Annotated in this window: 13 protein-coding genes and 1 pseudogene; 6 read left to right on the top strand and 8 right to left on the bottom strand. The window is 66.6% G+C overall.

Annotation, left to right across the window (positions count from 1 at the left end):
- Nucleotides 1–49 precede the first annotated feature (49 nt).
- Nucleotides 50–1,216: a GGDEF domain-containing protein gene (locus G6N46_RS02480; RefSeq protein WP_138249436.1), complete on the top strand. Its 1,167-nt coding sequence runs from the start codon at nucleotides 50–52 to the stop codon at nucleotides 1,214–1,216.
- 9 nt (nucleotides 1,217–1,225) lie between these two features.
- Here the strand turns inward: G6N46_RS02480 and G6N46_RS02475 are convergent, their stop codons facing one another.
- Entirely contained in the window at nucleotides 1,226–2,512 is a 1,287-nt protein-coding gene (locus G6N46_RS02475) for a lipase family protein (protein ID WP_163692559.1), read from the bottom strand.
- A 266-nt stretch (nucleotides 2,513–2,778) separates the two neighbouring features.
- On the opposite strand from G6N46_RS02475, the gene G6N46_RS02470 reads away from it, so the two are divergent.
- Nucleotides 2,779–3,471, top strand: coding sequence for a hypothetical protein (locus tag G6N46_RS02470; RefSeq protein WP_138249438.1), 693 nt, complete (start codon nucleotides 2,779–2,781; stop codon nucleotides 3,469–3,471).
- A gap of 2 nt (nucleotides 3,472–3,473) precedes the next feature.
- Complete coding sequence (locus G6N46_RS02465; protein WP_138249439.1) at nucleotides 3,474–5,432, top strand: YhgE/Pip domain-containing protein; 1,959 nt, start codon at nucleotides 3,474–3,476, stop codon at nucleotides 5,430–5,432.
- A 4-nt stretch (nucleotides 5,433–5,436) separates the two neighbouring features.
- Here the strand turns inward: G6N46_RS02465 and G6N46_RS02460 are convergent, their stop codons facing one another.
- Genes G6N46_RS02460 through G6N46_RS02450 form a run of 3 tightly spaced genes read right to left on the bottom strand, consistent with a single transcriptional unit; the run spans nucleotide 5,437 to nucleotide 7,521 of the window.
- Nucleotides 5,437–5,865, bottom strand: coding sequence for a VOC family protein (locus G6N46_RS02460; RefSeq protein WP_064860111.1), 429 nt, complete (start codon nucleotides 5,863–5,865; stop codon nucleotides 5,437–5,439).
- Nucleotides 5,866–5,899: 34 nt separating this feature from the next.
- Nucleotides 5,900–6,319: a hypothetical protein gene (locus G6N46_RS02455; RefSeq protein WP_138249440.1), complete on the bottom strand. Its 420-nt coding sequence runs from the start codon at nucleotides 6,317–6,319 to the stop codon at nucleotides 5,900–5,902.
- Nucleotides 6,320–6,330: 11 nt separating this feature from the next.
- Nucleotides 6,331–7,521: a globin domain-containing protein gene (locus G6N46_RS02450; protein WP_138249441.1), complete on the bottom strand. Its 1,191-nt coding sequence runs from the start codon at nucleotides 7,519–7,521 to the stop codon at nucleotides 6,331–6,333.
- A 249-nt stretch (nucleotides 7,522–7,770) separates the two neighbouring features.
- Between G6N46_RS02450 and G6N46_RS02445 the strand changes: the two are divergent.
- Nucleotides 7,771–8,121, top strand: a pseudogene (locus G6N46_RS02445) (PE-PGRS family protein).
- Between the two features lie 112 nt (nucleotides 8,122–8,233).
- Here the strand turns inward: G6N46_RS02445 and G6N46_RS02440 are convergent.
- Both G6N46_RS02440 and G6N46_RS02435 read right to left on the bottom strand, forming a co-directional pair.
- Nucleotides 8,234–9,028 (bottom strand): SigB/SigF/SigG family RNA polymerase sigma factor, encoded by a 795-nt coding sequence (locus G6N46_RS02440; protein ID WP_235688620.1) that lies wholly within the window; start codon nucleotides 9,026–9,028, stop codon nucleotides 8,234–8,236.
- Between the two features lie 140 nt (nucleotides 9,029–9,168).
- Nucleotides 9,169–9,555 carry a hypothetical protein gene (locus G6N46_RS02435; protein ID WP_163692509.1) on the bottom strand — a complete coding sequence of 129 codons (387 nt, stop codon included), beginning with the start codon at nucleotides 9,553–9,555 and terminating at the stop codon, nucleotides 9,169–9,171.
- Between G6N46_RS02435 and G6N46_RS28515 the strand changes: the two genes are divergently transcribed.
- Both G6N46_RS28515 and G6N46_RS02425 read left to right on the top strand, forming a co-directional pair.
- A complete protein-coding gene (locus tag G6N46_RS28515) occupies nucleotides 9,461–9,745 on the top strand; it encodes a metallothionein (protein WP_138249575.1) in 285 nt (94 codons plus the stop codon). The two genes, G6N46_RS02435 and G6N46_RS28515, sit on opposite strands and share 95 nt — an antisense overlap.
- Nucleotides 9,746–9,850: 105 nt before the next feature.
- Nucleotides 9,851–10,576 carry a cutinase family protein gene (locus G6N46_RS02425; RefSeq protein ID WP_163692554.1) on the top strand — a complete coding sequence of 242 codons (726 nt, stop codon included), beginning with the start codon at nucleotides 9,851–9,853 and terminating at the stop codon, nucleotides 10,574–10,576.
- Here G6N46_RS02425 and G6N46_RS02420 read toward each other — a convergent pair whose 3' ends face one another.
- Both G6N46_RS02420 and G6N46_RS02415 read right to left on the bottom strand, forming a co-directional pair.
- Nucleotides 10,577–10,900, bottom strand: coding sequence for a hemerythrin domain-containing protein (locus G6N46_RS02420; RefSeq protein WP_138249443.1), 324 nt, complete (start codon nucleotides 10,898–10,900; stop codon nucleotides 10,577–10,579). It lies immediately after the preceding gene.
- Nucleotides 10,901–10,955: 55 nt separating this feature from the next.
- Nucleotides 10,956–12,218, bottom strand: a complete 1,263-nt coding sequence (locus tag G6N46_RS02415; protein ID WP_133427559.1) for an osmoprotectant NAGGN system M42 family peptidase — start codon at nucleotides 12,216–12,218, stop codon at nucleotides 10,956–10,958.
- Between the last annotated feature and the right edge of the window lie 29 nt (nucleotides 12,219–12,247).

The following is a 12,247-nucleotide window of genomic DNA, read 5'->3' as shown; positions in this document are numbered from 1 at the left end:
TCAGCTGATCCCGACGCCGCACGCCGCCTGGCGCACCCGATAGCGCGACATGAATCCCGACGTGCGCACCCTGTGGATGGTCGTCTCCATGACCGCCCTGATCTTCGGGTTGCTGCATGTCTGGGTGGGGGCCGGTAAGCGGCGGCACCCGGCGGTGCAGCTCTGGGGTGCGGGCAACTTCGCAGGTGCGGTCGGCGCCGGGCTGCTGAGCGCGCGCGGCCTGGTGCCCGAGGTGTTGTCGGTGACGGTGTCGAACGTCCTGATCATCACCTGCTGGTCGTTGATCTGGGGTGGCCTGTGCGCCTTCAACGGCCAGCCGGTCCGCGGCCGCGTGATGGCCGCGGGACCGCTGGCGGTACTGGCGGCATTCCAGTTGATACCGCCGTTCACCACCAGCATCCCGGCCCGGGTGTCGCTGACCGCCCTGGTGCTGGCCGGGTATTTCGCGCTGAGCGTCGTCGACGGCATCAAAGCCCAGCGCGTCGAGCGCCTGGCGTCGCGCCGCATCCTCATCGGCCTGTACGTCGTTGCGGCCGCGGCGACCGTCGCGCGCTCGGTCAGCCTCCATCTCGACGCCGGCGCCGTCCAGTTCGCCACGACCGCCCCGGCCGTGTCGTTTCCGATGCTCTTCTTCGCTTTTGCCGTCATGGCCATCAACCTGTGTCTGTCGCTGATGGGCTGGGAGCGGCTCGAGGATCAACTGGCCGACGCGGCCATGCTCGACTCCCTCACCAGCACGCTGAACCGCGCCGGCTTCATGATCCAGGCGCAGCGCCTGGCCGAGGAATGCGTCGCGCGGCAGCTGCGGTGCTCTGTCATCGTGATGGATCTGGATGAATTCAAGGCCGTCAACGACGTCTTCGGGCACGAGGCCGGCGATCGGCTGCTGACCGAATTCGCGTGCGTGGCACGGTCGAATCTACGCAGCGGCGACCTGCTGGCCCGGATCGGCGGCGAAGAATTCTGCGCCATGCTGCCGGGAGTGGACGAAAGCCAGGCGGCGGTCATCGCCGACCGGCTCCGGGTGGCGTTCGCCGCCGCGACGTTCAGCCACAACGACGCCGTCCTCGCCGGCACGGTGAGCATCGGCGTCTCGCAGCTCGGGCACAAGGCGGGGTTGCGGTCGGCGATCCACCGCGCCGACGTGGCCATGTACGAGGCGAAGAACCGCGGCCGCGACCGCGTCATCCGCGCCTCGGCCGCGGGCAGCGACTGAGCCGTCGGCTCAGTACGTCCCGCAGTTCGGCGCCGTCGGCTCACCGTTGAACCGGGCGGCGATCCACTGCATCGCCGGCTCGCCGTCCACCAGCATCGGCAGGGCGTGGTTGATCACCAGCTTGTTCAGGAACGGCGGCTCCTCGTTGGTGCGGAACTCGACGTCGGCGCCCTTGTCGCACCAGTCGCGGCCCAGCTGGTTGGCCGCCGTCCACGGCACCAACGGGTCATATCGGTTGCTGTTGATCAGCACCGGGGCGTTGGGCTTGTACTTGCCGAGCTTCTGCATCTCGAACAGTGACTTGAACGGCTCTTCCTCGACCAGCACGTTGATGTCTTCGGTGAAGTACGGCTGCAGATGCCGGAACATGAAGTCGACGATCGTCTGCGCGATGCACTGTCGCGAAACGCTCTCGAGCATGTCCTTACCTCGCTGCGTGAGCTTGGAGCGGATCAGATCGGCGAACTCCGGATAGGCGTAGATCTCGCCGTTGAGGGCGTAGCCCACCACGCCGACCAGCGCGCTGCCGTCGGTGTACGGGAACAGCTCTTTCAGGTCGGCGACGGGAGCGCCGGCGTACGTGCCGACGACGTGCAGCTCCGGCGCGTAGGACGACGCCAGCTCGGCTGCCGACGCCGCGGCACCGCCGCCTTGCGAGTAGCCCCAGAAGGCAACCGGCCCATCGGGATCCAGTGAGGTGCCCGGCAGCTTCTTGGCGGCGCGCGCAGCGTCGAGCACCGCGGCGGCCTCGGCGACGCGGTTGACGTATGTGTGCATCCCCGGGGTGCCGAGGCCCTCGTAGTCGGTCATCACGATCGCGAAACCGCGGGCGACCATCGTGGCGATGAACGCCTCTTCGTAGTTGACCATGATGTCCCAGCCACCCGAATAGTGGATGCCCTGGTTGAACTGCCGCGACGGCGCACACTGATTGCCCTGGCCCTGGGTGCCGACCGCGTAGCTGATGAGCGGCCGTGGTCCCTTGCCCGGCCAGTCGTTGTACGGCTCGAAGTAGGTGCCGGTCACGGCGACGGGATTTCCGCGGGCGTCGGTGCTGCGGTACATGATTCGCGTCCCGGTCGCCATGATGGCGCCGAGTTGGCCCGACGGTTCGAGCACCAGGCGCGACGGCTCGGTCCGGATCAGATCACCGGGCTTGCCCGGTGGCAGTGGATCCGGCGGCAGATAGAACTCGGCGTACTGCGGCTCGTCGCCGTCCGCATGGGCTGCGGGCATTCCCGCAAGCAATGAACCGATGAGCAGACACGCTGCCAGAACGCCCCCGAAGCGATGCATAACGGGACAATAACAATGGGACTCTCGTACACGAAATCATGGCTGCCCAATATCAAGAATTCAGTTCTTGACAGACGTCGAGTGACGAGCCGCACAGACATTACCTGCAAGCGATCCGCGAAGCCGCCGAGACCCATGTGTCCGCCACGGCATATCGGCACGGATCCCGCGTGACATCACACCTGTGAGAACGCCGCTATCGGAGTTTCTGCCCCGGCACGCTGATTTACTGGCCATCGTTACTTCGACCCCGGAGATGAGCAGCAATGGACGACGAGACGACGGCCGCCCCCGACACAGCGGACAGCCCACCGGTGATCAACGCGGAGGGCCTCGCTGTCGTCGGCGAACACGGCCCGCTGTTCTCTGATGTCGATCTGCAGCTGCGGCCGGGTTTCCACGCCATTCAGATGCCGGGCGGACCGGCTCAGCACACGTTGTTGCTGTCGCTCGCCGGCCGGCTCAAGCCGACCCACGGGACCGTCACCGTCAACGGCGCGACGGGGCCGCGCGGCATCCGGAAGCACTGTGCCATCGCCGCGTTCGCCGACATCGACGACTTGGAAGACACGGTGACGGTGCAGACCGTGCTCACCGAGCAGCGCCGCTGGGTGTCGCCGTTCCCGGCCTGGGTCCCGGTCCAGTCGGACGTCCCGGAGATGACTGCGGTCTTCGGCGACGACCTACCGCTGCTGTCACCGAAGACCTTCATCATCGAGCTCTCCGATCTCGAACTCTTCCTGCTGCGCATCACCCTGGCACTGATGTCCGACCGGCCGGTCCTGATCGTCGGCGACCTCGAGCAGGTCCGCGACAACGAACGCCGCGCCCTCGCCGTGCAGCGGCTCGGCGCCCTGGCCGAACACCGCACCGTCGTCGTCGGGGTGACCAATCCGCTGGGCGACGACGCCCCCGACCACGTTCTGCATGACCGCCGCATACACACCGGAAAGGCCTGACCATGCTTGCTGGACTCGCATTCGGCTCGGAGATCAAACGATTCGGCCGCAGCCGCATGACGCGTGCCGCCATCGTGGTGCTGATGCTGCTGCCGCTGGTGTACGGCGCGCTATACCTGTGGGCGTTCTGGGATCCGTTCGGCCAGGTCAACAAGATGCCGGTCGCCCTGGTGAACGCCGACCGCGGCGCCGTCGTGGAGGGCGTCCATGTCAACGCGGGCGACGAGATCGCCAAGAGCCTGACGGCCGACCACAGCCTGGACTGGCACGTGGTGAGCGACAAGGAGGCGCGCGACGGCGTCGAGCACGGCAAGTTCTACTTCATGCTGGAGCTCCCGGAGAACTTCAGCGAAGCCATCGCCTCACCCGTCAGCGGCAATCCCCAGAAGGCCCAGCTGATCGCGGTGTACAACGACGCCAACAACTACATCTCCTCGACCATCGGCCGCACGGCCACCAGCCAGGTGCTCAACGCGGTGTCGACCCGCATCTCCGGCCAGGCGGTCAATCAGATTCTGTCCGTGGTGGTTTCGTCCGGCACCGGCATCAAACAGGCGGCCGACGGGGCGCAGAAACTGGCCGACGGGGCCGCGCAGGTCGATACCGGCGCGGGCAAATTGGTCGGCGGCCTCGACGACGCCCGCAACGGCTCGGCCAAGCTGTCCGCCGGCGCCAAGCAGCTGTCCTCGGGTATCACCCAGGCCACCGACCCCCTGTTGAAGGTGACCAAGGCCCTGTCACAGGTCGGCGGGAGCACCGAACAGTTGCAGCAGAGTGCGGCGGCGCTCGAGCAGGCCGCCGATCAGGCCGGCGCACTGGCCACCGCACAGGACACCGCGGCGGCGGCGATCGGTTCGGTGATCCAACAACTTTCGGTGAACCAGGATCCCGTCTCGGTCGGCGCGGTCAATACCCTGCGCGGCGTCCAGGACCAGCTGAACGGCCATCAGTTCACGCCACAGATCCGTCAGCAGATCACCGATGGGCGCAATGCCGCGATCTCGATGACCGAGACACTGCGCTCCCCCGGCAGCCCGCTGCGAACGGCGTTGGATCAGGTGGGCAGCAGCGGTCAGCAGCTCACCGACAAGCTGAACCAACTGCGCAACGGCGCTCAGCAACTGGCCAGCGGAAACGCGCAATTGGCAAGTGGCATAGTGCAACTCGATGACGGGGCGCGCCAGTTGAAGTCCGGCACCGTGCAGCTCAAGGACGGCAACCACGAATTGGCCACCAAGCTCGCCGACGGCGCCAAGCAGGTGCCGACGTGGACGGAGCAGCAGAAGCAGGCCATCGCCGACACCATCGGCGGCCCGGTGAATCTGGAGTCCTCACACGAGAACGGCGCCCCCAACTTCGCCACCGGCATGGCCCCGTTCTTCCTGACGCTGGCACTGTTCTTCGGCGCGCTCGTGCTGTGGATGGTGTTGCGGCCGTTGCAGAACCGCCCGATCGCCGCAGAGGTGCTGGCCATCCGCGTGGTGCTGGCGAGCTATCTGCCCGCGGCGGTGCTCGCCCTGGGACAGTCGGTCATCCTGTACTGCGTGGTGCGGTTCGCCCTCGGCATGGAGGTGGCGCATCCGGTGGCGATGCTGGCGTTCATGGTGCTGGTGTCCGTGGCGTTCGTCGCCGCGACGCAGGCCATCAACGCGCTGGTCGGACCGGCGGTCGGTCGCGTGTTGATCATGGCGCTGCTGATGCTGCAGATGGTCAGTGCCGGCGGCATGTACCCGGTCGAGACGACGTCCAGACCGTTCCAGGTCATGCACAAGTTCGATCCGATGACCTTCGGCGTCAACGGACTCCGTCAACTGATCCTCGGCGGCATCGACGGCCGGCTGTGGCAGGCGATCATCGTGCTGGTGTGCATCTGGCTCGGCGCACTGGGCATCTCGAGCCTCTGCGCGCGCCGCAACCGGACCTGGAACCTGATCCGGCTCCTGCCCGCCATCAAGATGTAGCGGGTCAGCTCAGGCTGACGGTGCCGTCGGCGTTGACGCGCCAGTTCGGATTGTGTGCGATCTCCCAGATCACGCCGTTCGGGTCCTGGACATGCGCGTGGAACACGCCGCCGAACTGTCCGGGTTGGGGCGGCTTGAGCGTGGTGCCGCCGGCGGCGATCACGGCGGCCGCCAGTTCGACGACCTCGTCCTGGCTGCCGACGTTGTGCGCCAACGTGATTCCGCTGACCTGTGAGTGGTCGGCAGCCTGTGCGAGGTCGGCGTTGAACTTGTCCGCGAGGAAGAACCCGAGCAGCTGGCCCGGGGCCGTCTGATAGAAGATGATCTCCCCCGGCACATCGAGCGCCGGCACCCAGCCCAGCGCGCCGTAGAACTGCCGGGTGGCATCGAGATCGACCGTGGCCAGGGTGAAGAAGTGCACTTGCTGCATCATGCGCCCAGGTTACGTAGCGCCTCCGACATCCTCGTCAGAGCAAACAGATACCCGCGACGAGAAGCGCGACGACCTTGATCAACTCCAGCACCACGTAGACGTGGTGCATGCGGGACCGCGGGCCTTCGCGCCCGGCCAGCACCTCGTCGGAGCGGCGGTTCAGCCGCGGCCGCACCGCAACCAGTTGCACCGCCAATGCCGCCACGGCCGCGGCAAACGCGGCCGTGACGGCGATCGGCGGCCTATTCACCAAGGCTGCCAGCACAATTGCCGCGGCGAACACCAGCTCGACGGTGTTCAGCGCGCGGAACACCAGGCGCCCGATGCCGAGGCCGATCTGCAGTGTGACGTTCGGCGCGCGGAATTTGAGTGGCGCCTCCAGGAAGGAGATGGCGAGCACCATCCCCAACCAGACGAAGGTGATGGCGATCTGGATCGCAGCCGGCGTACTCATCAGCGACGACGCTAGACGGCCAGCGGGCTGAACGCTTCGAACCAGATGCGGTCCCGCGGCACACCGGCTTCGCCCAGCTGCCGGACCGCCGCTTCCATGAATGGCGTCGGCCCACAGATGTAGACGTTGGCGTCGGACGGAAACTCGATGGCGCTCAGGTCAATTCGGCCGCGACGATCCGGTTCGGTCAGCGGATAGCCGTCAGGCAGCCCGTCGTACCACGTGTGCAGCGCGGCACCGGGAATCTGTGCGACGAGATCGGCGAGTTCGGCACGGTGGGCGTGACTGGCACGGGTGCGTTCGCAGTGCACGACGGTCACGGGGCGTCCCGGCTGCTCGGCCGCGATGAAGTACAGCATGCCCAGCACCGGCGTGATGCCGATGCCCGCCGAGATCAGCAACAGCGGTGTCTCCGCCGGACTGTCCAGGGTGATGTCCCCGAAGGGGTGCGAGACCTGCAGCACGTCACCTTCGAACACGTACTCGTGCAGGTACGACGACACCGCGCCGTCGCGGCGCACCGAGATGCGCCACCGGTCGTCGGCGCCGGCGTGCGACAGGCTGTACTGACGAATCTGCCGCGCCCCGTCGGGCAGTTGCACCGCCACCGAAATGTACTGTCCCGGAGCGAAATCGGGAAGCCTGCCACCATCGACGGCGGCGAGCCCGAACGCCACGGTGACCGGCGACTGCTGCACCCTGTCGACAACCTTGACGGGCAGCCAGACATGCTCCGGATCGGTGCCGGCCGCCTCGTACAACTCCCGTTCGCGGCCGATCAGCATGTCGGCCATCGACCAGTACACCGCGGTCCACGCCTCGGCCACGTCCGCGGTGACGACGTCGGCGCCGAGCACCTCGACGATCGCCGCGAACAGGTGCTCATAGACCACCGGGTACTGCTCCGGCGCCACACCCAGGGACGCATGCTTGTGCGCGATCCGCTCGATGACGTCCGCACCGGGCGCATCAGGGTCGACGAGCAGCGTGGCGTACATCGCGACCGACCCCGCCAATGCCTTCTGCTGCGAGCCGTTCGCCTGGTTGCCGCGGTTGAACAGGTCCCGCTCCAATTCGGGATGTGCCGCGAACAGGCGACGGTAGAAGACCGGCGTGATCTCGCCGATCGCACCCCCGACCACCGGCAGGGTGGCCTTGACGACCTCGGCATGGGCCGGGGACAACGCGGACGTGGACAACATGGCAGAACCTCTCATTTCGTCGTGAATGCGTCGGCGCGACCTGGATCGAAGGCTTCGATGCCCGTCTTCCACCTGTCAGCCAGGCTATTTAAATAAGCATGATCAATGCAAGTTCAAGCCCACGTGACCTACGACACAACGTAGTAGCTTCCCGCCCGCATGCGCGGACGACCGATCCCGCGAATCTGACGGCCCCGATGTTTGACTGCGCCGTAAGGCGGCAATGAACCAGACATGTTCACCGACAAAATGATTCCCCTGTTGGCGGCCGGCGCGTTCGCAACGGCCGGCGTGGCCGCCTCATTCGTGTCAGCCGATATCGTGCCGAGCACCGTCGGCGCCCATCCGGTACTGACCAGCTACCCATTGCAGCCCGCCGATGATCCCGGCCCCGGCCCGGGTGGCGGTGGTTGAGTCAACGGCCAGTGCGGTTCCGGTGGTGTGAACGGTGGTCCCGGAGGCGGCCCGGGAGGTGCCGGTTGCGTGCCCACTCAATGGGGCACAGCCTGTGGCTCCGGTGGCGTCAACGCCGGTCCCGGCGGCATTCCCGGCGGTAGCGGCTGTATTCCCGGAGTCGGGTGCGGCGGTGGCCACGGCTGATCGTCACTGAGACCCAGCTCAGCGACCAACAGACGATCGACGACGCTGGTGCTCTCGGGGCGAAAGTCCTTGGCGCACCGGCGCGTCGAGCAATTGCGCGACCTTCGGGACGTCAGCTCTGCGCGACCTGTTCGCGAATCTCCCGCAGCGTCCGTTCCAGGATCCGCGAGACATGCATCTGCGAGACGCCGATCGTGTCCGCGATCTGGCGCTGCGTCTTGGCTGCGAAGAACCGCAGATAGAGGATGCGTTGTTCGCGGACCGGCAGCGATTGCAGCACCGGCTTGACCGATTCGCGGTCGGTGATCCGCTCGAATCCTTCGTCGACATCACCGAGCAGGTCGGAGAGCGACTGCGGATTGTCGTCATTGTCGACGACGGGCATGTCGAGCGACTGCGGCTGATAAGCATTGGCCGCCAACAGGCCTTCGATGATCTGTTCCGGCGAAACGGACAACGCGTCCGCCAGCTCACTGGTGTTCGGCGACCGCCCCAACCGCTGCGTCAGTTCCGTTGTCGCGCCCTTGATCTGCTGACGGATGTCGCGAATGCTCCTCGGCACGTGGACTTTCCAGCCATAGTCGCGGAAATGCCGGCGCAACTCCCCCATGATCGTCGGGACTGCGAACGCCACAAAACCCGCCCCGTTGTCCGGATCGAAACGGTTGATCGCCTGGATCAGCCCAACCCGGGCAACCTGAACGAGGTCATCGAGGTTTTCTCCGCGGCCATCGAAATGACGCGCCAGCCGGTCCGCCAACGGGCAGCACCGCAACACGATCTGTTCGCGCCGCCGAGCGAATTCGTCGGATTCCGCCGGCAGCGCGCGTAGCTCCGCCACCAATTCCGGGACATCCGCATATTCGTCGGCGTGCCGGGCTCCATCAGGTAAACGCTTCTCCAGCAACGAAGTTGACATGACGTGCCTTCCCCGGGCCCACAACACACATCGGGAGATCCGGCTGGCCGAGCCTAGACTCGGCGCCGTGCATGCGTGTTGTTTCCACCTGTCAGGTGGACCGGCAATCTGCCGTCACCGATCGCTACCTACGGCATCCACACGGCCGTGCCCTGATCTGGACCGCGGCCGCATGCCGCACAGGTAGCTCTCAGCTGCTGTCGCTTCGGTCTAAGCAACCGCGCCATCTGGACGCTGTAACCGACCATACCGCCGAAGCCATCGGGGCACCACCGCGACGCCGCACCAACCGGCCATAACACCTGGTCAGAGCACGAAAAACTTTTCTGCTGGAACAGGTTTCGCCGAGAACCGCCCAGGGTATGCCCGGGGTCGGCAATGAGCAGCACTTGAAAACCTTTGACAGGAACGGCTCTTTTGATGTCGGTGTGCATTACCTGCGGAACAGATTGCGACCAGCCGTTCACCGTGAATTGGAACGGGCGCACCGCCAGCTTCGACTGCATCGAATGCATGGCCACCATGGTGGCGCCGACATGCCACCACTGCGGATGCCGAATCTTGGGCCACGCGTTGCGGATCGACGGCCGGCAGTATTGCTGCGAGCATTGCGCGCAGGCGGCAGACCATGGCGCCAGGCCGGCGGCGAACAGCGGCCGCTGGCAATTCGGCGAACGGTTTCTCCGGCCCGCGCCGGACGAGTGATGTCATCGTTGGTTTAGCTCTTCAGGTCGCGGGGTAACTACGCCGTAGTTCGTCGACCGCAATGGAGCGATCCGACCGGTGAGCCGAGGATCGGTGGATTCCGTCATGAAGACCATCACGTGCTGCATCGCCGCCGCGGTGCCCCTGACCTCCCTGATGCTGGCGGTGCCGGCCGGCGGCGCCCCGGCAGCTGCGCAACCCTGCCCTGATGTTCAAATGGTGTTCGCGCGCGGCACCATGGAACCGCCGGGCGTGGGCACGCCCGGCCAGGCCTTTGTCGACGCGCTCACCGCACGGGCCGCGGGCCGCACGGTCGACGTGTCCCCCGTGGACTACCCGGCGTCGCTCGACTTCGCTACCGCCGCCGACGGCGTCGTCGACGCCACCAACAGAGTCCAGAGCACCGCGTCCATCTGTCCCACCACCAAGATCGTGCTGGGCGGATACTCCCAGGGCGCGGCGGTGGCGGCCTACATCACCGAGGACGCCGTCCCCGCCGGTGTCACCCTGCCGATGGGCATCACCGGCCCGATGCCGGCATTCGTGGCAGACCACGTGGCGGCGGTCGTGCTGTTCGGCAAACCGTCGTCCGGCTTCCTGCAGATGGTCTACACGGGCGCGCCCCCGATCACGGTGGGTTCGCGGTATGTGTCGAAGACCCTCGACCTGTGCATCGCCGATGACCCGGTGTGCTCGACGGGCGGCGGTGACAACGCCGCCCATATGGCGTACTCGGACAACGGAATGGCCGACCAGGCAGCACAATTCGTCATGAGCAAGCTCGGCCGCTCTCCAGCGCAAGCCCGCGTCGAGCAGGCCGCGCCGCGCTGATCACCGGCGGGTCAGCAGGGGGAATTCCTCGGCTTCGACGCGCTGGGTGTGGTCTTCGGTGGCCTGCTGCAGGTCCGTCAGGGCGGTCTCGAATTCTGCCGACGCCGGATCCAGCCGCGCCATCTGGTCCAGCAGTTCCTTGGTGTCGTCCGTCTCGCCGCGCAGCGACTCGACGACCCGTCCACGCCGGACCCTCGGGTGGACCAGCAGCTCCTCGCTCACTTCCTGCGCGGTGAGCGCCGCGCGCAGCGCCGCAAAGTGCCGCCGGCGCGTGGTGACGTCGGCCGCGCGCAGCGTCTTGCCGAACAGCTCGCGCGTGGTCAGGTGCTGGGCCTGCTACCCAATCCGCGGCGGAGTAAACCCGCCGATTGCGCCCGAATCAGTGCGGGGTGACGTCGGCGCTGCCCTCTTCGGGCGGCCAATGGTGGCCTTGTGACGCCGCGCCCGGGTCGGCGAAGTCGCCGCGCGACAGTGGCACCCACTGCTCGCTGGCCGCGGCCTGCTCGGCGGGGAAATCTTCCAGATCGCCGAACGGCTGGGCATCCCACATCGCGAACGTCAGCGGCGTCCGGAGCCAGCTGTACAGCAGCAGATACGTCGCCTCGAGCGAATCGAGATGGGTGCGTTCCCAGCCGTGACTGCCGTCGAGCCCGAATCCCACGAGGGCTGCCCGGGTGGCGGCGCCGGCTTCGATGGCCGCCGCCACATCCGAGCGGTAGTAGCGAAAGATGTCGCGGGCGTGGGTGATTCCCTTTTCCTGCGCCAGCTTGCACAACTTGCGGGTCAGGTAATAGTCGAACGGCCCGTGCATGTCGGCCATCGGGATGGTGACGCCGTGTTCGAGGGACTGCTGGCCGGGTGCGCACACCGCGTTGTCCACCGACACCAGTTCCGCGACGTCGGGCGGCAGGCCGTGACTGGCGCCGTGGCCGACTTCCTCGGTGATCGTCACCATGAGCGTGGTCCGGTGCGGTAGCACGATGTTGCGCTCGGCGACGACCTTCGCCAGCGTCAGTGCGATGGCGACGCCGGCCTTTCCGTCCAGGTGCCGGGAGACGACGAAGCCGTCCTCCGTCAGCTCGGGGCTGGCGACCAACGCGACGAAATCGCCGACGTTGAGCCCCAGCTGCTCGAGGTCCGCGCGCGACGAGACGCTGCGGTCGACGCGGACCTCGACGTCGTCCCAACCGGTCGGCTGCGTATCGATCTCGTCACCGAACGCATGGCCGCTCGCCTTGAGGGGCATCACGGTTCCGGTGAAGAACTGGTCGTTGTCGTCGGGCAGGATGCGGACCCGGGCACCGGTGGCGAATCGCGCCGAGAAGGTGCCGACGGGCACCAGCGCCAGCCGCCCGTTGTCCTTGAGTTCGCGCACCATGCACCCGATGGTGTCGGCGTGCACCACGATGGCGCGGTCGGTGGTCTGCGACCGCCCTGGCAGTTCGGCGATGAGTGCACCGCGCCGCGTCAGGGTGAACGGGACACCGAGTTTGGTCAGCGTTTGACCGATCAGTTGCATCACGGCGTCGGTGCGCCCCGATGGGCTCGGCGTCTGTAGCAACGCCAACAGCGTGTCGACCATCCAAATGCGGTCGTCCGGCGACATCGTCACGTTTTCGGCATCGTCGGGCTCAGTCATCATTTCTCCAGTTCACATCACTTCGTCCAACG

Origin of the sequence: Mycolicibacterium phocaicum (assembly GCF_010731115.1) — a bacterium.
Classification (GTDB): domain Bacteria; phylum Actinomycetota; class Actinomycetes; order Mycobacteriales; family Mycobacteriaceae; genus Mycobacterium; species Mycobacterium phocaicum.
The sequence above is the reverse complement of the archived record's forward strand: the minus strand, read 5'-3'. Positions and strand labels throughout refer to the sequence as shown.

Bases quoted from the DNA above. Each gene is read 5' to 3' on its own strand.
- G6N46_RS02470 (WP_138249438.1), top strand. From the start codon at position 2,779: ATGGACGACGAGACGACGGCCGCCCCCGACACAGCGGACAGCCCACCG.
- G6N46_RS02475 (WP_163692559.1), bottom strand. From the start codon at position 2,512: ATGCATCGCTTCGGGGGCGTTCTGGCAGCGTGTCTGCTCATCGGTTCA.
- G6N46_RS02425 (WP_163692554.1), top strand. From the start codon at position 9,851: ATGAAGACCATCACGTGCTGCATCGCCGCCGCGGTGCCCCTGACCTCC.
- G6N46_RS02480 (WP_138249436.1), top strand. From the start codon at position 50: ATGAATCCCGACGTGCGCACCCTGTGGATGGTCGTCTCCATGACCGCC.
- G6N46_RS02465 (WP_138249439.1), top strand. From the start codon at position 3,474: ATGCTTGCTGGACTCGCATTCGGCTCGGAGATCAAACGATTCGGCCGC.
- G6N46_RS28515 (WP_138249575.1), top strand. From the start codon at position 9,461: ATGTCGGTGTGCATTACCTGCGGAACAGATTGCGACCAGCCGTTCACC.
- G6N46_RS02450 (WP_138249441.1), bottom strand. From the start codon at position 7,521: ATGTTGTCCACGTCCGCGTTGTCCCCGGCCCATGCCGAGGTCGTCAAG.
- G6N46_RS02435 (WP_163692509.1), bottom strand. From the start codon at position 9,555: ATGCATTCGATGCAGTCGAAGCTGGCGGTGCGCCCGTTCCAATTCACG.
- G6N46_RS02460 (WP_064860111.1), bottom strand. From the start codon at position 5,865: ATGATGCAGCAAGTGCACTTCTTCACCCTGGCCACGGTCGATCTCGAT.
- G6N46_RS02415 (WP_133427559.1), bottom strand. From the start codon at position 12,218: ATGATGACTGAGCCCGACGATGCCGAAAACGTGACGATGTCGCCGGAC.
- G6N46_RS02455 (WP_138249440.1), bottom strand. From the start codon at position 6,319: ATGAGTACGCCGGCTGCGATCCAGATCGCCATCACCTTCGTCTGGTTG.